This is a genomic window from Nocardia wallacei (assembly GCF_029868745.1).
Lineage (GTDB): Bacteria > Actinomycetota > Actinomycetes > Mycobacteriales > Mycobacteriaceae > Nocardia > Nocardia wallacei_B.
Genome location: NZ_JARWOP010000336.1, coordinates 34,848 through 57,743 on the forward strand (window position 1 = coordinate 34,848; position 22,896 = coordinate 57,743).

23 protein-coding genes are annotated in these 22,896 nt (G+C 70.2%); 12 read left to right on the forward strand and 11 right to left on the reverse strand.

Translation table 11 applies throughout. The features are described 5' to 3' along the window. The first annotated feature begins 156 nt into the window (after positions 1–156). Positions 157–675 (forward strand): TrmH family RNA methyltransferase, encoded by a 519-nt coding sequence (locus QH470_RS31300; RefSeq protein WP_280275978.1) that lies wholly within the window; start codon positions 157–159, stop codon positions 673–675. Positions 676–680: 5 nt separating this feature from the next. On the opposite strand, the gene QH470_RS31305 is transcribed toward QH470_RS31300, so the two are convergent. Both QH470_RS31305 and QH470_RS31310 read right to left on the reverse strand, forming a co-directional pair. Continuing rightward, positions 681–1,883: a bifunctional RNase H/acid phosphatase gene (locus QH470_RS31305; protein ID WP_280275979.1), complete on the reverse strand. Its 1,203-nt coding sequence runs from the start codon at positions 1,881–1,883 to the stop codon at positions 681–683. A gap of 78 nt (positions 1,884–1,961) precedes the next feature. Next, positions 1,962–2,699: a zinc ribbon domain-containing protein gene (locus QH470_RS31310; protein WP_280275980.1), complete on the reverse strand. Its 738-nt coding sequence runs from the start codon at positions 2,697–2,699 to the stop codon at positions 1,962–1,964. 200 nt (positions 2,700–2,899) lie between these two features. On the opposite strand from QH470_RS31310, the gene QH470_RS31315 reads away from it, so the two are divergent. After that, positions 2,900–3,334, forward strand: coding sequence for an OsmC family protein (locus QH470_RS31315; protein ID WP_280275981.1), 435 nt, complete (start codon positions 2,900–2,902; stop codon positions 3,332–3,334). 9 nt (positions 3,335–3,343) lie between these two features. Here the strand turns inward: QH470_RS31315 and QH470_RS31320 are convergent, their stop codons facing one another. The 3 genes from QH470_RS31320 to cobC all read right to left on the reverse strand — a co-directional run bounded on the left by QH470_RS31320 (position 3,344) and on the right by cobC (position 6,241). Next, positions 3,344–3,769: an SgcJ/EcaC family oxidoreductase gene (locus QH470_RS31320; RefSeq protein ID WP_280275982.1), complete on the reverse strand. Its 426-nt coding sequence runs from the start codon at positions 3,767–3,769 to the stop codon at positions 3,344–3,346. A gap of 162 nt (positions 3,770–3,931) precedes the next feature. Further along, positions 3,932–5,068 carry a Nif3-like dinuclear metal center hexameric protein gene (locus QH470_RS31325; RefSeq protein ID WP_280275983.1) on the reverse strand — a complete coding sequence of 379 codons (1,137 nt, stop codon included), beginning with the start codon at positions 5,066–5,068 and terminating at the stop codon, positions 3,932–3,934. Between the two features lie 150 nt (positions 5,069–5,218). Next, positions 5,219–6,241, reverse strand: coding sequence for an Rv2231c family histidinol phosphate aminotransferase CobC (gene cobC, locus QH470_RS31330; RefSeq protein ID WP_280275984.1), 1,023 nt, complete (start codon positions 6,239–6,241; stop codon positions 5,219–5,221). A 1,067-nt stretch (positions 6,242–7,308) separates the two neighbouring features. On the opposite strand from cobC, the gene QH470_RS31335 reads away from it, so the two are divergent. Together QH470_RS31335 and QH470_RS31340 are read left to right on the forward strand one after the other, a co-directional pair. After that, positions 7,309–7,794, forward strand: a complete 486-nt coding sequence (locus tag QH470_RS31335; protein ID WP_280275985.1) for a low molecular weight protein-tyrosine-phosphatase — start codon at positions 7,309–7,311, stop codon at positions 7,792–7,794. Positions 7,795–7,799: 5 nt separating this feature from the next. Further along, positions 7,800–8,669 (forward strand): SURF1 family cytochrome oxidase biogenesis protein, encoded by an 870-nt coding sequence (locus QH470_RS31340; RefSeq protein ID WP_425302818.1) that lies wholly within the window; start codon positions 7,800–7,802, stop codon positions 8,667–8,669. Positions 8,670–8,705: 36 nt separating this feature from the next. Here the strand turns inward: QH470_RS31340 and infA are convergent, their stop codons facing one another. The 3 genes from infA to QH470_RS31355 all read right to left on the reverse strand — a co-directional run bounded on the left by infA (position 8,706) and on the right by QH470_RS31355 (position 10,870). After that, positions 8,706–8,930, reverse strand: a complete 225-nt coding sequence (gene infA / locus QH470_RS31345; RefSeq protein ID WP_280275987.1) for a translation initiation factor IF-1 — start codon at positions 8,928–8,930, stop codon at positions 8,706–8,708. Next, entirely contained in the window at positions 8,927–9,721 is a 795-nt protein-coding gene (locus QH470_RS31350) for a GNAT family N-acetyltransferase (protein WP_280275988.1), read from the reverse strand. Before QH470_RS31350 ends, infA begins: the two co-directional genes overlap by 4 nt. Before the next feature lie 177 nt (positions 9,722–9,898). Continuing rightward, positions 9,899–10,870, reverse strand: a complete 972-nt coding sequence (locus QH470_RS31355; RefSeq protein ID WP_280276016.1) for a cobalamin biosynthesis protein — start codon at positions 10,868–10,870, stop codon at positions 9,899–9,901. A gap of 176 nt (positions 10,871–11,046) precedes the next feature. Here QH470_RS31355 and sigJ point away from each other — a divergent pair, with 176 nt between their 5' ends. Beyond that, positions 11,047–11,976 carry an RNA polymerase sigma factor SigJ gene (sigJ, locus tag QH470_RS31360; protein WP_280275989.1) on the forward strand — a complete coding sequence of 310 codons (930 nt, stop codon included), beginning with the start codon at positions 11,047–11,049 and terminating at the stop codon, positions 11,974–11,976. An 8-nt stretch (positions 11,977–11,984) separates the two neighbouring features. Here sigJ and QH470_RS31365 read toward each other — a convergent pair whose 3' ends face one another. After that, positions 11,985–14,099, reverse strand: a complete 2,115-nt coding sequence (locus QH470_RS31365; protein WP_280275990.1) for an amylo-alpha-1,6-glucosidase — start codon at positions 14,097–14,099, stop codon at positions 11,985–11,987. A gap of 237 nt (positions 14,100–14,336) precedes the next feature. After that, complete coding sequence (locus QH470_RS31370) at positions 14,337–15,386, reverse strand: LacI family DNA-binding transcriptional regulator (RefSeq protein WP_280275991.1); 1,050 nt, start codon at positions 15,384–15,386, stop codon at positions 14,337–14,339. 157 nt (positions 15,387–15,543) lie between these two features. Here QH470_RS31370 and QH470_RS31375 point away from each other — a divergent pair, with 157 nt between their 5' ends. The 7 genes from QH470_RS31375 to QH470_RS31405 all read left to right on the forward strand — a co-directional run bounded on the left by QH470_RS31375 (position 15,544) and on the right by QH470_RS31405 (position 21,098). Next, positions 15,544–16,878 carry an aryl-sulfate sulfotransferase gene (locus QH470_RS31375; RefSeq protein ID WP_280275992.1) on the forward strand — a complete coding sequence of 445 codons (1,335 nt, stop codon included), beginning with the start codon at positions 15,544–15,546 and terminating at the stop codon, positions 16,876–16,878. Further along, on the forward strand, positions 16,875–17,729 hold the full coding sequence (locus QH470_RS31380) for an ABC transporter permease (RefSeq protein WP_280275993.1): 855 nt from the start codon (positions 16,875–16,877) through the stop codon (positions 17,727–17,729). The genes QH470_RS31375 and QH470_RS31380 overlap by 4 nt, the downstream gene beginning before the upstream one ends. After that, positions 17,726–18,490, forward strand: a complete 765-nt coding sequence (locus tag QH470_RS31385; protein ID WP_280275994.1) for an ABC transporter ATP-binding protein — start codon at positions 17,726–17,728, stop codon at positions 18,488–18,490. Before QH470_RS31380 ends, QH470_RS31385 begins: the two co-directional genes overlap by 4 nt. 10 nt (positions 18,491–18,500) lie before the next feature. Beyond that, positions 18,501–19,463: an ABC transporter substrate-binding protein gene (locus tag QH470_RS31390; protein WP_280275995.1), complete on the forward strand. Its 963-nt coding sequence runs from the start codon at positions 18,501–18,503 to the stop codon at positions 19,461–19,463. 34 nt (positions 19,464–19,497) lie between these two features. Continuing rightward, a complete protein-coding gene (locus QH470_RS31395) occupies positions 19,498–20,013 on the forward strand; it encodes a gamma carbonic anhydrase family protein (RefSeq protein ID WP_280275996.1) in 516 nt (171 codons plus the stop codon). 165 nt (positions 20,014–20,178) lie between these two features. Next, on the forward strand, positions 20,179–20,358 hold the full coding sequence (locus QH470_RS31400; protein ID WP_187684168.1) for a hypothetical protein: 180 nt from the start codon (positions 20,179–20,181) through the stop codon (positions 20,356–20,358). A gap of 92 nt (positions 20,359–20,450) precedes the next feature. Beyond that, positions 20,451–21,098, forward strand: coding sequence for a TetR/AcrR family transcriptional regulator (locus QH470_RS31405; protein WP_280275997.1), 648 nt, complete (start codon positions 20,451–20,453; stop codon positions 21,096–21,098). A 4-nt stretch (positions 21,099–21,102) separates the two neighbouring features. Here the strand turns inward: QH470_RS31405 and QH470_RS31410 are convergent, their stop codons facing one another. After that, positions 21,103–22,803, reverse strand: coding sequence for an Eco57I restriction-modification methylase domain-containing protein (locus tag QH470_RS31410; protein ID WP_280275998.1), 1,701 nt, complete (start codon positions 22,801–22,803; stop codon positions 21,103–21,105). Positions 22,804–22,896: the final 93 nt, after the last annotated feature.

Here is a 22,896-nt window from a genome sequence, read left to right on the forward strand (position 1 = left end):
GGCGCGGGTGTGCCGCACGCCGACCGCTCGCGGTATCCTGGATCGAGATCAGCGGGCGCTCCGAGACGCCCGCACCGTCGATGGCCCCGGTGCGCCGCGAAGCACCGTCCGCATGAAACCCTCTGCGCCCCACGGGAAGGCCGTTCCCGTTCCGCGATGAGCGCCGCGCGGGCCCGCACGCCCGCCGAGATCCGCCGGCAACGGCGGCCCCGCGCACACACCTGCTGGAATCATCTGATCGCGGCCCCGCTGTGGCCCAAGCACGGCGTGAATCTCGGGACGCTGCTGCGCACCTGCGACGCCGTCGGCGCCTGCCTCGCGGTGCCGCGCAAGCCGTGGGTGCCCGAGGCGCTGCAACGCGGCAACACGCTGCGGCACCGGCAGTGCGTGCACTGGGTGGACGGCCGGGTGGACCGCTGGCTGGACCGGCAGCGACACGGTGGCTCCGCCGTCGTCGGGGTCGAGTTGACCGACGAATCGGTGCGGCTCGGCGATCTCCCGCCCGCCCGCAAACGCACCGTCGTGGTGCTCGGCAACGAGGGATCGGGGATCCCGCCCGAGGGCATGGAGCGGCTGGATCTGGCCGTGGAGATCCCGATGGTCGGGACCGGGCACAGCCTCAATGTCGCCGTCGCGGCCTCGCTGGTGCTCTACAAGCTGGCCGGATTGTGTTGAGCCGGTTAGAGATACGACGTGTCGTTCACCAGGCGCACCGACGCGCCGCCGTCGGGGTAGAACTCGGCGATCGACAGCGACGCCAAGTCCAGGTGCAGCCGGTAGAGCAGCGACGGGCCGACGCCCAGCGCGAGTTGCAGCAGCGTCTTGATCGGCGTCACGTGGCTGACGACCACCACGTTCTGCTCGGGATACAGTGCCACGATGTCGCGGCGGGCCCCCTCCACGCGCTCGCGCACCTGCTCGAAGCTCTCCCCGCCCGGAGCGGGCAGGCTCGGATCGCCGAGCCAGCGCATGTGCAGGTCCGGATCCCGTTGCGCCGCTTCGGTGAAGGTGAGACCCTCCCACTCGCCGAAATCGGTTTCGATCAGCCCGTCCAGGACGCGCACCGGCGCGTTCACGGACTGGGCGGCGGCGTCGGCCGTCTCGCGGGCGCGGCCCAGGGGCGAGGTGACGATGGCGGCGATATCGCCCTTCGCCGCAAGGTATTTGGCCGCCCGCGCGGCCTGCTCGCGACCCAGCGCGGTCAGTGGCGGGTTGCCTCGGCCGGAGTATCGGCGCTGCACGGACAGTTCGGTCTGCCCGTGCCGCAGCAGCAGCAGGCGGGTGGGGCGGCCGCGCGCGCCGGTCCAGCCGGGGGCGTTGCTGATGGAAGCCGCGGCTGTCGGGTCGGATGAATCGGCTTGCGTCGCTCGGGCGTCGGATGATCCGGTGGCTCGAGCCGCGGCGACTTCATCGATCCAGCCGGGGAGTTCGCGTTCGACGGCCGAGTCCGCTTCGGATTCGCGGACCTCGGTGATCAGTTTCGCGTCGTCCATCGCCTCGTTCGCGAGGCGGTCGGCGTGCGAATTCTGCGCGCGCGGAATCCATTCGAACCGGACCACGTCGAAACCGGCGACCAACTGCCGGGCCCGTTCGGCGAGCGGCACCATCGCGGCGTGCTTGACCTTCCACCGCCCGGACATCTGCTCGACGACGAGCTTGGAGTCCATGCGGACGTCGACCTCGCGGGCGCCGAGTTCGGCGGCGGCCGCCAAACCCGCTATCAGGCCGCGATATTCGGCGACGTTGTTGGTCGCGACGCCGATCGCCTCGCGACGTTCGGACAGCACCCCCGCATGCCCGGCATCCCACACCACTGCGCCGAATCCGGCGGGTCCGGGATTTCCGCGCGAACCACCGTCCGCCTCCACGATCACCTTGGTCACCACCGCACTCCCTCCACCTGAACCCGCGCCGACGGACCGCGGCGCGACACCGGCCGCACGTCGTATCCCTCGCTTTGCCTACAGCCCGGACTGCTTGGTGCGCACCATGATCGCGCCGCACTCGGGGCAGCGGACCACGACCTCCGGGTCGGTCTTGGCGATCCGGGCGATCTCGCCGCGGTCGAGTTCGATGCGGCAGGCGCCGCAGCGCCGAGCCTGCAGCAGCGCGGCGCCGACGCCGTGCTGGGCGCGCTGCTTGTCGTAGATGCCGAGCAGTTCCGCGGGGAACGCGGTGAGCAGCCCCTCGCGATCGGTGGCGCAGCGACGGGCCGCGACCTCGAGGTCGGCGAGCGCCTCGTCGCGGCGGCGGCGGGCGTCGGCGAGGTCTTCCTCGGCCTTCGACAGGTTGGCGCCGGCGTGCTGGTGGTCGGCGGCGGCCGCCTCCCGGCGTTCCATCACGTCGAGCATGTCGTCCTCGAGCACCGTGCGGCGGCGTTCCAGGCTGGTGAGTTCGTGCTGCAGTTCCGACAGCTGCTTGGCGCCGACGCTGCCCGCCTCGAGCATGCCCCGGTCGCGCTGTTCGCGTTTGCGGACGCTGTCGACCTCGGTCTCCAGTTTGCGGATGTCCCGGTCGAGGTCGTCGATCAGGATCTCGACCTTGACGGCCGCGTCCTTGCGCGTGGTGCGCTCCTCCTCGAGCCGCTGGACCTCCTGCTGCTCGGGCAACACCTTGCGGCGATGCTCGATCCGCGTCAGCTCGGCGTCGACGGCGGCGAGGTCGAGCAGCTTGGACTGGATCGATGGTTCGACATTCAACGCGGAACTTACTCCTCGACGCTATGGACGGTTCGGCGGCAGCGGTGGCCCGATCGGGCGCCCGACACCGAAGTTCAACCGTACTCCGCCGACGACTCCTTTCGCCCCAACCCCACCAGACCGTGCGGGGCAGAGCGCAGGGGTCCGGGCGGCGAGATATGCGGGGCGACCGAAACAGGCTCTGTGGCAGGCTCGTCGGTATGCATCGTTACGAGGTGGAGGTCGCCTGGAACGGGGCGACCACCGACTATCGCTCCTACTCCCGCAACCACGAGGCGCTCGCGCCCGGCCGCCCGCCGTTGCCGAGCAGCGCCGACCCGGTCGTCGGCCGCGGCGACGCCACTCGCTGGAATCCGGAGCTGCTGCTGGTCGCGTCGCTGTCGGAGTGTCACATGCTGTGGTACCTGCATCTGTGCACCGAGGCGGGCATCGTCGTCACCGACTATCGTGACGCCGCCGAGGGGACCATGGACAACCAGCGCTTCCAGCGGGTCATCCTGCGGCCCCGCGTGACGATCACCGATCCGGCGCGTGCCGACGCGGCGCGGGAGTTGCACGCGGAGGCGCACAAGCGGTGCTTCATCGCCAACTCCATGAATTTTCCGGTGGAGCACGAGCCGACGATTACCGCCTGAGGCGGTTCGTCAGGCCGCGGCGAAGTCGTCGAGGCCGTTCACCCGGGTGTTGTGTGCGGCTCGGATCAGCCAGGTGCCCGCGCGTCTGGCCATGATCAGGGTGATGTAGCCATGTCGGTCCGAGGCCGTGTCCCGGCCCGGCAGCACGTGGTCGGGCCAGGACCAGGCGGTGTGTACCAGGGCGACGTCCGGGGCGAGTTCCCGCACGCTCACCACCTCTTGCGTGTAGTTCTTCTTCTGGGTGAGCACCGAGTCGGGGACGTCCTGGTGTCCGGCGATGTTCTCCGACCGGGTTCGCCACCAGATTTCGCGGTGGGTGATGAAGTCCGAGTCCTCGGTGAAGTAGGTCCCCCAGCGGTGCATCTCGTGCCGGATCCAGAGGTCGGTGTGTGCTGCCAGGAGGTCGCGGATCTGCTGTTCGTCGTCGGGGTCCATGCGTCGATGATGGGACCTCAATGTTGGTTGAGGTCAAGGGTGGCGGCTTCCGGTGACCGCAGTGCGGCTGGCCTGAGCGGACACAATCCGGCCTCACAGCGCAAATTTCGCCGCGAACGGCGGATTTGTGCACGGTCAGGCCGGGCGGTAGCGCGCCGGGGCTCAGTCGGCGGCGCCGAGGGTCCACGGGTCGGTGCGAATCGAGGAGACGCGAGTTTCCAAGGTGGGCAGGGCTTTTCGTACGATGCCGGCCGCCTGCGCGCACCAGGGGAATTCGGTGGCCCAGTGGGCGGCGTCGATCAGGGCGGGTCCGCCCGCACGCAGGTGTTCGTCGGCCGGGTGGTGGCGCAGGTCCGCGGTGACGTAGGCATCGACGCCGAGGCGGGAGACGGTGCCTAGGAACGAGTCTCCCGCGCCGCCGCATACCGCGACAGTGCGGACGGTCCGATCCGGGTCACCGGCGGCCCGCACTCCCCACGCCGTGTCCGGGAGGGCGGCCCGTACCCGGGCGGTGAACTCGCGCAACGATTCCGGCTGCGGCAACTCGCCCACTCGTCCCAGGCCGCGCTCGGACGGCAGCGCGGCCCGCTCGGTGACATGGAAGGCGGGCGATTCGTACGGGTGAGCCGCGTGCAGGGCCGCCAGCACGGCGGGCCGCGCCGATGGCGGGGCCACCACCTCGATCTGATCCTCCTCGACGCGCTCCAGCGAGCCCACCTCGCCGATGGCCGGATTCGCGCCTTCGAGTGGCCGGAACCGGCCGGTACCCGGGACCTGCCAGCAGCATTCGCTGTACCGGTCGCTGCCGCCCGCACCTGCCGCGAACAGCGCCGCGAGCACACGCTCGGTGTGCGCACGGGGTACCTGCACGACCCACTTGTCCACCGCCGCAGACGATTTCGGGTCCAGTGGGCCGGTGACGGTGAGCCCCAGCGCCTGTGCGAGCGCGTCGGACACGCCCGGATCGGCGGAATCGGCATTGGTGTGCGCGGTGAACAGGGCGCATCCACTGCGGATCAAGCGGTGCAGCAGTGCGCCTTTCGGCGTGGCGGCCGCCACGGTGTCGACTCCGCGCAACAGCAATGGGTGATGCACCACCAAAGCCTGTGCGCCCCACTCGATCGCCTCGTCGACCACGGCGGCGGTAGCGTCCACGGCGAACGACACCCGGGACACCCATTCCGCCGGATCGCCGCACACCAGCCCCACCGAATCCCACGATTCGGCCAGCCGCGGCGGGTACGCCGCATCGAGCACCGCGATCAGCTCCGACAGCGCCACCGCTCCCGTTCGTGTCACCGAACCACCTCCACTCCAGTCACATTCGCTCTACCCCACACCGTCCGGCGACTCTCCCGAACGCCGCCCCGCCTCTCCGAACACCTACCACGGACCGCGCCGTTTCCCGCCCACGATCGGCTTCGGTCATAAACCCGACCTCCCGGATGGTCATAGGCCGACCTCCCGGATGGCGGCGATCAAGCGGTCCACTTCGGCGGCGCCGCGTACCGCCAAGCGCAGGTGAGTGGTGCCGAGGCCGGGGAAGGTGTCGCCGCGGCGGACGGCGATTCCCTTGTCCGCCAGGCGTTTGCGGAGCAGTTCCGCATCGGGGACGCGGATCAGCAGAAACGGGCCGTGGGCGGGTTCGTGCACCTCGATACCGAGCGCTCGCAGGCGCGGGATCATCGCGGCGCGATCGGCGGCGATACGCTCGGCGCGGGAGTGGGATTCGGCGACGGCAGCCGGATCGGCCGTGGCCGCAATGGCTTCCAGTTGCAGTGTGCCCAGCGGCCAGTGGGCGCGGCCTTCGTTCAAGCGCGCCAGTATGTCCGGGGCGCCGAGAAAGTAGCCGCAGCGGAGTCCGGCCAGAGCCCAGGTCTTGGTGAGGCTGCGCAGGACAACCAAGTCCGGAAGATTTTCTCCCGCAACGGATTCCACCTCGCCCGGTACCGCGTCGGCGAAGGCCTCGTCGACCACGACGATCCGTCCCGGCCGTCGTAGCGCGCGGAGGGTCGCGGCCGGATGCAACACCGAGGTCGGGTTGGTCGGATTACCCACGACCACTAGATCCGCCGCTTCCGGCACCAGATCGGGCTCCAGCACATACGGCGGCTCCAGCACCACGCGGGCGACCGGCACATCCGCTTCACGCAGCGCCAGTTCCGGCTCCGTGAACGACGGGTGAATCACCGCGGCCAGCGCCGGCGACAGCCGCGGCAACATCGCGAACCCTTCCGCAGCGCCCGCGAGCAACAGCACTTCCTCGGGATCCCGCCCATGCCGAGCCGCCACCGCCCCCCTGGCGGCCCGCTCCGCTCCCGCATCGGGATAACGCCCCAACTCCCCCAGCCGCGCCGCCAACCGCCCCCGCAACCACTCCGGCGGCCCGCTCCCCTGCACATTCACCGCAAAGTCCAGCATCCCCACCCGCACCTCGACATCCCCATGATGCCGCAACCGATCCCGATCCACCCCTTCACCAAACCCCCCACTCACCGCCCCACCCCCACCAACGCCCCCCGCTCACCCACATCACAGAACCACCCACCCTCGGCACCGCCCCAAGCCCCGACACCATCCCCCAGCACATCAACATCACCGCCCCGCCCAACCGCAACACCACCATGCAGCCCTACAACGACATCACCACCAGACGCCACAACACCACCCGATACCAGCGCAACATCACCAGGCAGCGCAGCAACTGCCCTCGACCCCATGGCACCATCACCCACCGGCACAACAGCACCCTCCGGCAGTACGGCAGCTTTCCCTCGCAGCGCGACAGCTTCCCTTGCCAGCACAGCAGCTCTCCCTGGCAGCACCACAGTTTCCCCTGGCAGCACAGCAGCTCGCCCCCACGACGCGGCGGCCCCCATTGGAACCGCAGCAGCCTCTCTCCGCAGCACGCCAGCCAATGCCGGCAACACAGCATCGCCCCGCAGCGCGACAGCTCCCCTCGCCAGCGCAGCAGCTCTCCCTCCGAGCACAGCGGCCTGCATTGGGAGCGAAGCAGTATCGCCCCGTAGCACAGCAGCCTTCCTTGAAAGGACAGCAGCTTCTCCTCGCGGCACGACAGCGTCCCCTGCCAGCGCAACAGCTTTCCCTCGCAGCACGGCAGTCTCCATTGGGAGCGAAGCACCGTCGCCCCGCAGCACAGCAACCTTCCTTGGAAGGACAGCAGCCTGTCCCCGCGGCACGACAGCTTCTCTTGGCAGCGCGGCAGGTCTCCGTCGCAGCACGACAGTTTCCCCTGGCAGCGCAGCAGCTCGCCCCCGCGACGTGGCGGCCCCCATCAGGAGCGCAGCAGCCTCCCCCCGCTGAACAACAGCCATCCCCGACAGCGCGGCAGTGCCCAGCAGCGTGACGGCATCGCCCGGTTCCCCCCGCAGCGTGGCCGCGTTGCCGGGCCGCGTGGCGGCGGGCTGTGCTGGTGGGCGGCGGGTGGGGGCGTTCCTTCGACGCCGGGTTGGCGGGTCTTGTGGCATAGGGGACCACCCTACGTGGGCGGGTTGGTGGGGACCGGAGAGAATGGGGTTGTGGGCGAGCTGCATGTGACGTTTATCTGCACCGGGAACATCTGTCGGTCGCCGATGGCCGAGAAGATTTTCGCGGCGCATCTGGAGCGGGCGGGGCTCGCCGATCGGGTGCGGGTGAGCAGTGCTGGTACGACCGCCTGGCATGTCGGGTCCGACGCCGATCCGCGCACGACGGCGCTGCTGCGGCGGCACGACTATCCGATCGGTCATATCGCCGCGATGATCGACGCCGATCATCTCGATGCCGACCTGGTGGTGGCCCTGGCCACGACGCACGAGCGCGAGCTGGCGCGGCTGGGCGTGCCCTCGGCGCGGCGGCGGCTGCTGCGCAGTTTCGATCCGCTGGCCGACGATCCGGACGTGCCGGACCCCTACTACGGCGGGGATGCCGAATTCGAACTCGTCCGCGAGCAGATCGAGGCGGCCGTGCCCGCCATGCTCGACTGGGTCCGCGAACAACTCGGCGAAAGCCTTCCCCGCCGATGACTCTGCTGCGCCGGCTCACCTTCCTGCTGCGGCCCAGCTGGCTGATCCTGGCCGTCATCGTGGTGGCGTTCGCCTACCTGTGCTTCACCGTTCTCGCCCCTTGGCAACTGGGCAAGAACAACTCGACCTCGCATCGCAACGACCTCATCGCCGCCTCGGTGAACGCCACCCCCGTGGACGTGACGACGCTGCTGAACGACCCCGAGGCCGAGGACACCGAGTGGCGGCGGGTCGTCGCCACCGGCAGCTACGTGCCCGGCTCGACGGTGGTCGAACGACTGCAGCGCCTGAACGACGCACCGGCCTTCGGAGTGCTGGCCACATTCCGGCTCGACGACGGCCGGACGCTGCTGATCGATCGCGGCCTCGTCGCGGCGGCGGACGGCGTCCGCATCCCCCCGATCGCGGAACCACCGGCGGGGCCGCAACGCGTCGAGGGCCGGGTCCGCCGTTCCGAGGGCGTCGTGCCGGGCAAGGAACCGATGACCCAGGACGGCTTCCGCCAGGTGTATTCCGTTGACACCGGCCAACTTTCGACCGTCCTGGGCAGCCCCGTCGGCACCATCCCGCCCGACGGCGGCTATCTGCAGCTGACCGAGGGACAGCCGGGCGCGTTCACGCCGCCGCCGCTGCCGCAACTCGACGCGGGCCCGTACTTGTCCTACGGCCTGCAATGGATCGCCTTCGGCATCATGGCGCCACTCGGCCTCGGCTATTTCGTCTGGGCCGAGATCCGGGAACGGCGCAGAGAACGCGCCGCCCCGGCCCCGGTCGAAACCACCGGCGACACAGCGGATTCGAATTCACCGGCCTACTCGAACACCCGATCCAACGCCGACCGTCTTGCCGACCGATACGGCAACGTCAAACACTGAACCAGTCGATACCCGGCCGCGAAAAGGAACGGTGCGCTACGTCCTGAACCGGAAGAGGATCCGGCCGCGCGTGAGGTCGTACGGGCTGAGTTCCACGAGTACCCGATCCTGCGGCAAGATCTTGATGTAGTTCTTCCGTATCTTTCCGCTGATATGCGCGAGCACCTTGTGCCCGTTGTCGAGTTCCACGGTGAAAGTGGCGTTGCGCAGGCACTCGGCCACGGTGCCCTCGATTTCGATGCCTCTCGATGTTTTCGTCATCGCAGCACCAACTCCACATTGCTGTTCGCGCGCCGCGCGCCGATACCGTCGAACAGCGCCATGGCCGCGACATTGGATTCGTTCACATCGGCTGACGCCGTGTCGATTCCGGCGCGGTGCAATGCGCCCAGCGTGTGACTCAGCAGCGACCGGGCGATACCTCGACGATGCCGCGAGGCCAGTACCGCGACGAGTCCGATGCGTGCGTGGCGGCGTCGGGTTACCACTCGCACCAGACCCACATATCGGCCGGACTGCGAGGCCACCGTGTAATTCGACGGGTCCGGCGCGGTATTCCCGTCGGGACAGCGCAATATCTCGACAGGCATCTCCTGCCATCCGACGGTTGCCTCGACCTCGTCGCGAATTTCGCGATCCAAGGTCCGCAACGGGGTTTCCTCGGCGTCACCGGCGGCCACGATCGTGATCCCCGGCGGCGGGACCGCGTCGAGGCCCGTGCTTTTCGGATCGGTAGAGAGCAGATATTCCCACTCGCGACGCCGGGTCGTGAAACCGGCGCGCGCCCAATTGGCTGTCGTATGCGTATCGGCCTCGTCCACCACCGTGTACAGCGGCCTCGGCAGGTGTACCGATATCGCGCCGGCGAGTTGGTCGAAAACCGTGTCGTGCCAGGAGTCGATGCTGACGAAGATTCGCCCGTCGGGGCGACGCGAGACATCGCTGCGGCCGACCGTCCGGCCGTCTTCGAGCGCGTGCCATTGTGTCTCGCCGACCCGCGTGATCACGACGGAGGGTTTGCCCCTGTCCGCGGTGGGGTGCACAGAATTCATAGGTGTTGCCTTTCGGGATTGCCTTGTTGCGCAGGCACTCCCGGCGACACCTACGTCGATCGCCGAACCGTGAACACGAGGGGGAGCACCCACATCGATACAGCGTTCATGGGTCTCACCTCCTTGCGTGATGTCACGGTTCCCGGAGGGTAGCAGCCCGGGTTCTGCCCCGGCCAATCATTTTCCGCGACGCCGAGACGGGCGCAGACAGGCGAGGGCCACGGCCGACGCCGCCGCGGTTACCTGGACCGCCTCGGACAGGCGGACGGCGCGGCGCAGATCGGGGACCTGGGGGGACGGTCCGTCGCCGAGGGTGGGGCGGATTTCGGTGCCGTGCCGGTATCGGGTCCGGCCGCCCAGTCGGACACCCAGCGCTCCGGCCATCGCGGCTTCGGCTACGCCCGCGTTGGGGCTCGGGTGGGCGGCGGCGTCGCGACGCCAGGCGTGGACGGCGGCGGCCGGACGACCTCCGACCACCGGGGCCAGCAGTGCGGTCAAGGCTCCGCTCGCGCGCGCCGGGAGCAGGTTGGCCAGATCGTCGGTGCGGGCGGCCGCCCAGCCGAACCGGTGGTAGCGGTCGTTGCGGTAGCCGACCATGGCGTCCAAGGTATTGACGGCCCGATATCCGAGCAGGCCGGGTACCCCGGCGACCGCGCCCCAGAACAGCGGGGCCACGGTGGCGTCGGACGTGTTCTCCGCGAGGGATTCGACCGCCGCGCGGGCGAGTCCGTCCGCGTCCAGCGCCTCGGGGTCGCGCCCGCACAGCGAAGGCAACAACCGGCGCGCTCCCGCGATGTCCCCCGATTCCAGGCGGTGGGCCATGTCCGAGCCGGTCCGCGCGAGCGTCGTCCCACCGAGCGCGATCCACGTGGCGAGCGCCGTCGACAACCCTTGCGCCACAACGGTTCGCGTGCCCGCGCCCCGTCCGACAGCGAACAGCCGCTCCACACCCGCCGACATCGCTACGACACCCCCGACGAGCACCACCTCGTGCACCACGCCGGCCGCACGCCCGTCCCGGTAGCCGACCTTCTCCGCCACCCCCGCCACCGTCCCGAAACCCGCCACCGGATGCCACCGCGCCGGGTCCCCCGCCATCCGATCCAGCACGAACCCCAGCCCCAGCCCGATCGCCCTCGCAGTCCCCATACGCACCGGCCGAGCCTAACCGCGCCGCAACCCACCCGGCCGACCCCGCCACGATTTCCGCTGCCCGCACCGCCGATCGAGAACCAGGCACCGGCGCACCCGATGTCACACCCCGGCGACCTGCGTCGTCACCTCCATAACGCACCGATAGGCTCGGGCGGACGGAAGGAAGCAGGGTGACGACTGAGGAGCGTACCGGCGAGATCGATCGGGCGGAGTTGGCGCGTCGGTTCGAGGAGCACCGGCAGTATCTGCGCCGGCTGGCCTACAGCACGCTGGGAAGCCTCAGTGACGCCGACGATGTGGTGCAGGAGGCGTGGCTGCGGTTGCAGCGGTGGCACGAGCACCGCGCCGCCGATGACCAGATCGACAACCTGCGCGCATGGCTGACCACGGTGACCGGACGGCTCGCCCTGGACCAGCTGGGATCGGCCCGTGCCCGGCGCGAACAGTATGTCGGGGAATGGCTGCCCGAACCGGAGGTCATCACCATGGACGATCCCGCCGACCGCGTCACCCAGGACGAGCGGGTCACCACCGCGCTACTGGTCGTGCTGGAGTCGCTGTCGCCCGCCGAGCGCACCGCCTTCGTGCTGCAGGAGGTGTTCGGTATGACCGCGCCCGAGGTGGCCGACGTCGTGGGCCGGACGCCAGCGGCGGTGCGCCAGTTGGCTTCTCGCGCGCGCAAGCATGTCGAGGAGGGCACTCCGCGCTTCCCCGCCAGCCGCGACGAGCACGAGAAGGCGGTGTCGGCGTTCGCGCTGGCGTGGCGGTCCGGCGACCTGAGCGCGCTGCTCGGCGTGCTCGACGAGAAGGTCGTGCTGACCGCCGATGGTGGCGGCAAGGTGCCCGCCATCCGCAAGCCGGTGCGGGGCGCGGAGCTGGTCGCCAAGATGTTCCTCGGCTGGTACCGGGCGGGTACCGGCGCGTGGGGGCGGCACGTGCTGGTCAACGGCAGCCCGGGCCTGATCGTGTTCGACGGCACCCATGTCGGGGTGTTCTCGTTCGTGGTCGACGGCGATCACATCGTGGGCATCAATGTCGTTCGCAACCCCGACAAGCTGCGCGACCTGCCGACGGGCGACGAGCCCGACTGGTACCTCTGAGCCGTAGGTCAGGACTGGCGAAGCTGCCAATCGCTCGGCAGTCCGTCGACCTTCACGGTGGTTCCCCGCGCCTGGATGGTGATGGTGGCGGGGCCCAGCCGGAGCTCGGCGAGACGCACTCGACCGGCCCGGTCGGGCAGGCGCGGCGCGATGCCCAGGGTGCGATTGGGAACGTCGGGTTGCAGGCCGAGGTACGAACGCATCAGCAACAGCGGCGCCGCGCTGGACCAGGCCTGCGGTGAGCACGAGGTCGGGTACGGCACCGGCGCGGGGAAATCCTTGCGGGTGAAGCCGCAGAACAGTTCCGGCGGGCGGGCGCCGAAACCCATGATCGCCTCGAGCAGCCCCCCGGCCAGGCGTTCGGCAAGTTCGGTGGCACCGGGAATGTGGTGGTAGCGCAGCAGACCGGCGATCGCGATGGCGGTGTCGTGCGGCCACACCGAGCCGTTGTGGTAGCTCATCGGGTTGTAGCGGCCCATGGATTCCGACAGGGTGCGCAGTCCGAACCCGCTGTCCATCCCGGGCTCGGACAGCCGCTCGATGAGGGTCGCGGCGCGCTCGTCGGGGACGATCCCGGTCCACAGGCAGTGCGCGACATTGCTCGACAGCGCGTCCACCGGATTCTTCCGGGCGTCCAGAGCTATTGCGTACCAACCGGATTGGGGCAGCCAGAACGCCTCGTCGAAGTGCGCCTTGAGTTCCGCCGCCTGGGTGCGCAGCCGGGTGGCGGTCTCGGTGTCACCGAAGGCCTCGGCGATGTCGGCCCGGCCCAGCCGCGCGGCGTAGACGTAGCCCTGCACCTCGCACAGCGCGATCGGCGGGTCGGCGAGGCGGCCGTCGGCGAAGGAGATCGCGTCCCAGCTGTCCTTCCAGCCCTGATTGGCCAGGCCCTGATCGGTTTTGCGGCGGTACTCGACGAACCCGTCGCCGTCGGTGTCGCCGTACGAGTCGATCCAGGTGAGCGCGGCGTCGGCGGCGGGCAGCAGCGCCTTGACGATCGCCTCCTCGGCGCCCCAGCGCCAGCATTCGGCCAGCAGCATGACGAAAAGCGGTGTGGCATCGACGGTTCCGTAGTACACGGTGCCGCCGAGCACCTCGTCACCGGCGGGTCCGTGCCGCATCTCGTGCATGATGCGGCCCGGTTCCTCCTCGGTGATCGGATCGACGTGGGTGCCCTGCAACGCCGCCAGCTGCTGCAGCGTGCCCAGTGCGAGATCGGAGTCCAGCAGCAGCGCCATCCACGAGGTGAGCAGGCTGTCGCGGCCGAACAGCGTCATGAACCACGGTGCGCCCGCGGCCACGTAGGTCGGCGCGTCGCCGCCTTGGTCATCGATGCGCAGGGCGCCCAGATCGCCCTCGGTGCGCTGCAGGATCGAGGTGAGGCCGGGGTCGCCGGCGGTGAGGCTGGTGGCCGTCGCCCGCCACTGCTTCATCCGGTAGGTGGGGCTGTCCTGGTCGTCGTCGCTGAAGGTCGCCTCGACGGCGCGGTGCCCGATGATCGGGCGGCAGCGCACGGTGGTCTGCCAGTGACCGCGCCGCGGCACGACGATTCGCCAGGTCAGCGTGCCGGGCTGGGCGGCGGGGCTGCCGTCGGCGGTGATGGTCAGGCCGCGTCCGGGGTCGTCGCGGTCGGTGAGGTGCAGTTCGCCGTCGGCGGCGGCCAGCTCACAGCCGACGCTGTGCACCTGCCCGGCCTTGACCGCGAACAGGTCGGCGAAGTCGGCGTCGACGTTCAGCGACAGGGTCATCGCGGTGTCCTCGTCGCCGAGGTTGTGCACGGCGATGATCTCGCGCATGCCGTCGCCGATCATCCTGCGGCGCAGGATCAGCACGGTGCTGTCGGCGATGCCCTGCCGGGCCGGTTTCCGCAGCACGAACCGGGCGCGGAAGGCCTCCGACATCATCACCGACAGCTGCTCGGGCCGGTGGCCGTCCAACCGCAGCTCCCACCGGGAGACGACGCGGGCGTCACGGTAGAACAGCCCCTGCGAAGTCCCGGCATTGATGTCGCCCAGCGGATCCGACAGGCAGAATGTGCTCGCCTCCACCATCGTCACCACACCGCCACCACCGCCGATGATCGGCATCGGCTGACCGGCATTGAACACCGAGGGCGCGCTCATACCCACACACTCGCCGCGCTACGGGCATTTTCACGAAACGGCACGAGACTCATCGCCTGACTCCTCGTCGGTGAGGTGGGATAGCGTGCGCAGACCACGCTGTCAGAAACCCCCACCCCACTCAAGATCGCAAGGTTTGCCGCCCCCGGTTGTTACCCCATCGTTGCCGGAACGCCCGGCAGCTACGGTCACGCGGGGACGGGTCCGCGTGAACCGAGATGACGTCGGCGACGAGCCTCAGCCAACCGGTTCCGACGGCGGTAGCGAGCTGATTGCGGTGGCGCAGCCGCAGGTTTCGGCTGGGGTGAGGAAGACCTCGAGGGGGGTGGGGGCGGGGGCCGGGGTTTTCAGGGCGGCGTCGAGGGCGTGGCGGGCGATGGTGTCGATGGGCTGGCGGACGGTGGTGAGGGGGAGTTGGCCGTAGAGGTTGGTGGCGTCGCCGTCGAAGCCGACCAAGGCGATGTCGTGGGGGACGCGGGCGCCGCTGTCGGTGACGGCTCGGAGGGCGGCGGCCGCTTGGCCGTAGGTGCCGATCACCAGGGCGTGGGGGGCGTGCCCGGCGGTGAGGCGGGCGGCGACGGCGTGGTAGGCGCCGGCGGGGGTGAGATCGGTGCGGAGCAGGCGGGCCGCGGACGGGCCGAGGACCGACGCGTAGCCCTCGTAGCGCTGCGCCACGGTTTCGCGGTCGCCGTGCTCGACGTCGCCGGGAGTGAATCCGCCGACGAAGACCACCTCGGTGCGGCCGTGCACGGTGACGAGGTGTTCGGTGGCGAGCGCACCCGCCCGGACATGGTCGGCGCCGATCACCGGCGCGTCGACAGCGCCCCGATTGTTGTGCACCCAGACGACCGGGATGCGCTCTCGGCGGCACAGCGCGGCCGTGGCGGGCCCGTTGGCACTCCCCACCACGATCAGCCCGTCGATACCGGAATCGGCGAAGGCGCGGACGAATTCGATCTCCCGTTCCGGGTCGTACCCGGTGTTGCCGATCAGGGTCAGGTGGTCGCGACCGCGCGCTTCCACCTCGATGCGGCCGACGAGCGCCCCGAACAGCGGAAGCGTCAGATCGGGCACGAGCAGTCCGATCTGCTTCCACCGGCGCGGCCGCCGCAGCGCCCGGGCGATCCGGTCCGGGCGGTAGTCGAGTTCGTCGAGGGCCGCGACCACGCGCGCCCGCAGCGCCTCGGAGACCGGCCGGGGCCCGTCGTTGAGGACATAGCTGACGACGGCCGTGGACGTCCCGGCCCGCCGCGCCACATCGGCCAGCGTCACCCGCTCGGCAGTCATGATCCGCCCCATCCTCATCGATCGCCCGCCGGTCCGACAAGGGTTCGAACCATGCTGATTCTCTCACCGTATGCGCAGCTCAGAGCCTACGCAAATCGATTAGATTGGTAACCTCCGCGACCCCTGGACGCAACAACCGATTGGTGGAGTAATTCGCATGGCCTTCGTACGACCGACCGGTGTCACCTACTTCGATCCCGAGCCGGCACACCACAGTTACGTCCTGTACTCGGGATCGGACGGGACCACGCGCCTGATCGATCTGAACGGCGCCGTGCACCACGAGTGGCCGTTCGCCGGGGTGCCGCCGCGCATTCTCGATCCCGCGCTCACCGGCGGCCGTCTCGGCGACCTCGGAGTGCAACTGTCTGCCGGGGACGACCCGCGCGGCGGGATCTACGCCAATCGCACCGTCGGCCAGCTGTCGTGGACGGGCGAGCGGGTGTGGGAGTGGGGCGAGCGGGCGCCGGGCGGCGCGGCGCGGCAGAACCACGACTGGGAACTGCTCCCCAACGGAAACCGGTTGCTGCTGGTCACGATTCCGCGCGTGGTGCCCGCCCTGGGCCCCGATGTCGTGGGCGACCAGGGGCTGTACGAGGTCTCCCCCGGCGGCGAGATCGTCTGGGAGTGGCGCGCCGGAGACCATCTCGACGAGCTGGGCTTGTCGGCGGAGGGCTGGGATGCGCTGCGCCGCACCGTGGCTCGCGATCCGGACGACCCCTGGGGGTACCTGGAGATCAACAGCGCCAAGACCCTCGGCCCGAACCGCTGGCACCGCGCGGACCCGGACGGCATCTTCCAGCCGGACAACATCCTGATCAGCTACCGCAAGGCGAATATCGTCGCGCTGCTCGACCGGTCCAGCGGCGCCGTCGTGTGGAAGCTGGGTCCGTACTTCGCGGCCGAACCCGGGGCCCAGCATCAGCGAATCAACGTCCACAAGGTCCCCCGCCCGCTCGACCAGATCTCCGGGCAGCACAATCCCCATCTCATCGCCGAGGGGTTGCCGGGCGCGGGCAACATCCTGGTCTTCGACAACCAGGGCGGCGCCGGATATCCGCCCGCCCCGCTCGGCATCTACGCGGGATCGCGGGTACTGGAGATCGATCCGGCGACCGAGGAGATCGTCTGGCAGTACACCGCCGAGGATTCCGGCCTGCCGTCGTGGACGTTCTTCAGCTCCTTTGTCAGCAACGCCCAGCGCCTGCCGAACGGCAACACGCTCGTCACCGAGGGCATGAACGGCCGGTTGTTCCAGGTCACCCCCGACGGCCGGGTGGTGTGGGAATACCACACGCCCTACACCGGATTCGGGGTCGCCGGGGAACCGGAGGTGCGGGAACCGCGGGTGCCGGGCGTCGACCGCGCCACCCGCACCTCGCTGATCTACCGCGCCCAGGCCGTGCCGTTCGACTGGGTGCCGATCGGCGCGCCGCACACGCCGCCCGTGCCGATCGACCCGTACCCCACCCCGGAAAGCGCCAGACCATGACCACCTCCAGTCTCCACACCGCCACGGACACAACACCTTCCGCGCCGCCGGCCCGCCGCCGCTGGACCGCGCGCGTGCCGAAACCGCGGGGCGGCGGCTGGGGCGCGGCCGGCGGCACCCTGGCCGGACTCGTGCTGGCCGGAGTCGTCTGGACGCTGGTCGCGGCCACCGGGCACTTCCCCGCCGAGCTGTTCCCCAGCGTGCCGAAGATCGCGCGGGCCGGGCGGACGCTGTGGTCGGACGGATTGCTGCTGCCCGACATCACCGCCAGCCTGCGGCGGGCCCTGCTCGGTTTCGCGCTGGGCTCGATCGCCGGGACCGCGGCCGCCCTGCTCACCGCGAGCACCTGGGCGGGCCGCCGGTTGTTGCAACCGGTGCTGCGGCTGCTGTCGCCGGTGCCGACCATCGGGCTCGTGCCCCTGGCCATCCTGTGGTTCGGGCTCGGCGAGAACAGCAAGACCCTGGTCATCGCGCTGGGCGTGTTCGTACCGGTGTGGATCAACAGTCACGCCGGATTCGCCAGTACCCCGGCGGATTTCCTGCAGGCGGCGCGCTGCCTGGGCGCGGGGCGCGCGCAGACCCTCGCCCGGGTGGTCGTCCCCGAGGCGCTGCCCGATGTCGCCGCCGGTCTGCGGGTGGGCGCGGCGATGGCGTTCGTCTTGATCGTCGTCGCCGAAATGACCGGCACCACAGCAGGAATCGGCTACCGCATCTACCAGGCGCAGCTGTTCTCGCAGGCCGATCGGCTCGTGTTCTGCCTGATCGTGCTCGGCGTGATCGGCGCCGCCTGCGATCTGATCCTCGCCGCGAGCACCGCGCCGTTGACCCGCTGGGCCCGGGAGGAGCGATGACGATCGCGGCACACGACGTCGTGGTGCGGTTCCCGAACACCGCCTCACCGACGCTGCGCAACATCGACCTGAGCGTTCCCGACGGCTCGTTCCTGGTGCTGGTCGGTGCCTCGGGCAGCGGCAAATCGACACTGCTGCACTGCCTGGCGGGGCTCATCACCCCCACCGGCGGCACCGTCGTCGACGACGGCGAGACGGTCACCGCACCCGATCCGCGCCGCGGCGTCGCCTTCCAGCGCGATGTCCTGTTCCCGTGGATGAGCGTGGCCGACAACATCGCCTTCGCCCTACGCGCGCACGGGATTCCGCGGCGCGAGCGGCCCGCCCGCATCGCCCAACTACTCGACCTGGTCGGATTGTCCGGGGAGGTCGGCGCGCAGCGGCCGAGCCGGCTCTCCGGCGGCATGCGCCAGCGGGTCGGCCTCGCCCGCATGCTCGCCGGGGAGCCCGCGATCATGCTCATGGACGAGCCGTTCGCGGCGCTCGACGCCCTCACCCGGCTGCGGATGCAGGACCTGCTCATCGACCTGTGGACCCGGCTGAACCGCACCGTCGTCTTCGTCACCCACGACATCGACGAGGCAATTCGCCTGTCCGACACCATCGGCGTGCTGCGCGACGGCCGCATCCGCACCCACCTCACCAACCCGCTGAGCCGCCCGCGGCCCGCCGCGACGCTCGCCGATCAACCCGCCTACAGCGCACTGCGCCGGCGACTGCACCACGAACTGGGCCTCGAGCCCGGCGACCCTCCGAGCTGAAGAGAGAACCGTGCACACACTCACCCGGCTGCTCACCGCAGTCCTCGCCCTCGGCGCCCTGTCGACTTCCCTTGCCGCGTGCGGTAATTCGGACAGCAGCGACCCGTCGACCCTCACCGTCGGATTCGTCGTCGACCCGTCCTGGGCGCAGGTGCCCGTCGCGCAGCGGGCCGGAATCTTCGACAAGCACGGCGTGAAGGTGAAGGTGGTGAACTTCCCGTCCGGCGTCGAGGCGCTACAGGCGCTCGCCGCGCATCAGGTCGACGTCGCCACGGCCGCCGACGTGCCCGCCGCCGCGACCCTGGCCCGGTCGCCGTCATTGCGGGTCGTCGGCGACGGTTCGCGCTGGGAGGGCTCGCGCATCGTGGCCCGGCGCAGTGCCGGGATCACCTCGCCCGCACAGCTCGCGGGGCGGTCCATCGGTACGCCGCTGGGCACCAGCGCGGCCTACTTCGCCGCCACTACGCTGGCGGACAACAACATTCGTGCCGACCTGGTCCAGGTGGCGCCGCAGGCCACGGTCACCGCGGCGACCCAGCGCAACGTCGACGCGGTCGCCATCTTCCAGCCGTACCAGGCGCAGGTGGTGGCGGCCCTCGGCGACGACGCGGTCGAACTGACGGGCGGGTCGTACCACCAGCACAGCCTCTACCTGGCGACCGACACCGCGACCACGCGCAAGGCGGCGGCGCTGTCGGCGTTCTTCCGAGCGATCGATGAGGCCGGCGCACAGCTGGCGGCGCGCTCCAGCGACGCGGTCACCGCCGTCGCCGAGGCCACTCAGCTCCCGCCGGACCTGCTCGGAAAGATCCTCCCGGAGTTCGATTTCAGCCTGCAGGTGCAGCCGCGGCTGGCGGAAAGCCTGACGGCCCTGGCGAATTGGGCCAAGGAGCAAGGCTCGATCGACCGCTCCGCCCAATTGCCGGACTATGCCGCCGCCCTCGACAGCGACTTCCTGCCGCGGGCCGGGTGAGCGGGGCGCCGGGCCGGGGCTATGTTCGGTGATCATGAGGATTCAGTTGGGTGAACACGCGCCGCAGATCGACGACAGCGCGTGGGTGGCGCCGAACGCGACCGTGATCGGCCGCGTGCGGCTCGCCGCGGACGTGAGCATCTGGTACTCGGCGGTGCTCCGGGGCGATATGGAGGAGATCTCCGTGGGCGCCGGAACCAATATCCAGGACGGGTGCGTGCTGCACGCGGATCCGGGCGTCCCGCTGACGGTCGGCGCCGGAGTCTCGGTGGGACACAACGCGATCCTGCACGGCTGCACGGTCGGCGACGACGTGCTGGTGGGCATGGGCGCGACCGTGCTCAACGGCGCAGTGATCGGCGCGGGCTGCCTGATCGCCGCCAACGCGCTCATTCCGGAAGGGGCACAAATTCCGCCCGGATCGCTGGTCGCGGGCGTCCCGGGCAAGGTGCGCCGCGAACTCCGCGAGGCCGAGCTGGATCGGATCCGGCTCAACGCGACGGTCTACCGGCACAGCACCGCCGCCCACCGCGACGGCATCGAAGTGTGATACACCGCACACTGGTCAGATGACCAGCTTATCCTCTTGCTAGCATTTGGCCAGCGTGCCCGGGGTCCGGTCGACGGCGTCGACACGGCGGCGGACGGCTCGTTGCGCGAGGCGAGCCACGCCCGGACGACGGGCTCGTCACGCGGGCAAGCAGGAGGTTCAACGGTGGCGTACGAGCAGTCCGGTATGCACCGGCCCAAGGGGCGGATCAGCGTGGCCGATATCGCGGCCCAGCCCGGAGGCATCGAGGCGCTACATCGCCGGGTACACGAATTACGTTCCAGCGGAATAGATTTCGCCGCGAATGCGATCGAGCAGGAGATGACGGCGCTGAATCTGCGCTGACCGGCGCCGGGGCGCGACACGCCAGGCTGCGGTTCCGGGTGCGATCCGATGAGATAATGATCCGCACCCTTCCGCATCCGACTGGAGATTCGATGCCCTCGGTTCCCCCCATCCTGGCGCGCATCCTCGAGAAGCCGCGAGCCGACGGCGAGCAACTGCTGGAGAGCGCGCTGTCGGCGTTCCTGGACTTCGGGATCAAGCGCACCAGCATGGGCGAGATCGCGCGCCGGGCCGGGATCAGCCCCGCCACGCTGTACCGCCGCTTCGAGTCGAAGAACGAACTGATCGAGGCGGTGGGCGTGCGCGAGGCGCAGCTGTTCGTCGCCGAGATCGACCAGCGGGTCGCGGAGATCACCGGCGGGAACAGCGCCGAATCGGCCACCGCCGCCGAGGATCAGCTGGTCGAGGTGTTCGTCGCGTTCATCACGCTGCTGGCGCGCAACGAACTGCTGCGGCGGCTGCTGCGCACCGAACCGGATCTGATCCTGCCGCGGCTGACCACCGAGGCGGGGCCGATCCTCGCGGTCGGGCGCGCCTATCTCGCCGAGAAACTGCGCGAACTGCAGAAGACGAACCCGGCGCTGGACTTCGATGCCGACCTGGTCGCCGAGATCATGGCGCGGCTGGCGCAATCGCTGGCACTGACGCCCGACGGGCTGATCCCGGTCGGCGACCAGCAGGCCGCGCGGGACTTCGCGCGCCGCACCCTGATGCCGATGGTGGGGGTGCCGCGCGGCTGAGGCGTCAGAGACGGAAGGCGGCGGCTACTCGCTCGTCGAGCAGAGCGGGGTCCGGTTCGGCCGCGCCGTCGACGAACGTCCGCACCAGCTCCGTGAGCGCCGCCGCCGCGGGAGTCGCGGGGTCCGGCAGCGGCAGGCGGCCGACGTACTGGGTGATCCACCGGCGGCGGCCCGCGTACAGCCGGTTGCCGCACACCGCGTCGTAGAAGCGCAGGCCCAGCGTCGAATTCGCCACTCCCATCAAGAGATACGCGAGCGTGTCGGCGCCGAGGTCGGGCAGCGAGATCCAATAGCAGTCGCCGTTGACGATGGCGCCGCTGCGGTCGAGCGCGAACCGCGGCCGCACGCTGATATCGGGAAACACCAGCTTCGGCCGCGACCACAGGTGCGGGCGCTGCGGCACCCAGATCTCGAACCACTCCCGGCCGCCGGCGGTGACGTAGCCGCGGGCGGCCAGGGTGTCCTTGTGCTCGGCCAGATACGCTGCGGCCGCGGGGAATTCGCCGAGATCCACCGGCGTGCGGCGCGCGCGTGTCACGTCGTAGGGGTAGAGCACGCGCGTCGGATGCGACCGCGTGATCCGCCACGGCGCCAGATCGTGATGGGTCAGCAGATCGAACAGCAACTCCGCCTCCGGTCGCGGTTCGCGCTCCTCCCACCGATCGGAGATGAACACCCGGTCCGCCGTCGTCTTGATCCCCACCCGAATCCGCACCACCTCCCCGAACGTCCGCCAGGTCCCCTCCGCCACCCGCCGCAACCACCCGTCCACGCCGGGGTGGGACATCCGCCAGGGGACGGTGGCGTCGGGTCGGGGCGTGGCGCCGGATGGAGCCGGGGTCAGGTCGTCGGCGAGGGTGCCGATCTCGATGGCGATGGTTCGGCCGCTGTGGGTGATCACGGTGCCGGACGGGGCGGTGAGGGCGGTGTACAGGTCGGTGGTGGATGTTGTTCGGGGGGTGTCGAGTTCATAGGCCGAGACGTAGCGGCAGGGGGCGGCGGCAGGGGCGCGGAGGGCGATGGTGATCGCGGGAAGGACTGCGGCCTCGAACAGCCGGGTGTCGCCGAGGTCGTACAGTTCCACCGGCGCCAGCTCGGACCGCAGCAGGGCGCGCAGGTTGGTTCCGGCCTTGGTGGTGAGAAAACGGTTGGCGCACAACAGGCCCAGCACGCCGCCGGGCCGCAGCAACCGGGGCACGCTCGCGACGAACGGGTGGGTCAGGTCGATGCGGCCGGTGAGGCCGTACCGGCGGGCCAACAGCTGGGCGGCCGCCGACCCCAGCTGCTGGGTCCGCACATACGGCGGGTTGGTGATCACCACGTCGAACCCCGCGGGGGCCAAATCTTCTGCCGCGGTGAGGAAGTCACCGGCATGCCAGTCGATCTCGAGTCCCTCGCCCCGCGTCCGGGCGACCCGCACGGCCTCCGCGTCGAGATCGAACCCCGTCAGCCGCAACGGAATTCCCGGAAACCGCTCCGCCAGTACCCGCCCGACGGCCAGCAACAACTCACCGTCACCACACGCCGGATCCAGCACCCGAACCTCGCCCCGGGGCGCTACATGCTCCGCCACTCGTTCGGCCAGGAACCGAGCCAACCGCTCGGGCGTGTAATGCCGCCCGTGCCGCTTCCGCACCCCCTCGTCCCCGCCGGGCACCTCGCTCGCCCGCCGGTCGGCCGATGCCCGCCCGCCCCAGCCATCCATACCGGGCATTGTGCACGCCCGCACCGCACACCGCGCGCAACCGGGCAAACCGTCTCCCGCCCGATACCGGCGACCGCCGTTTCCCTACCGGGC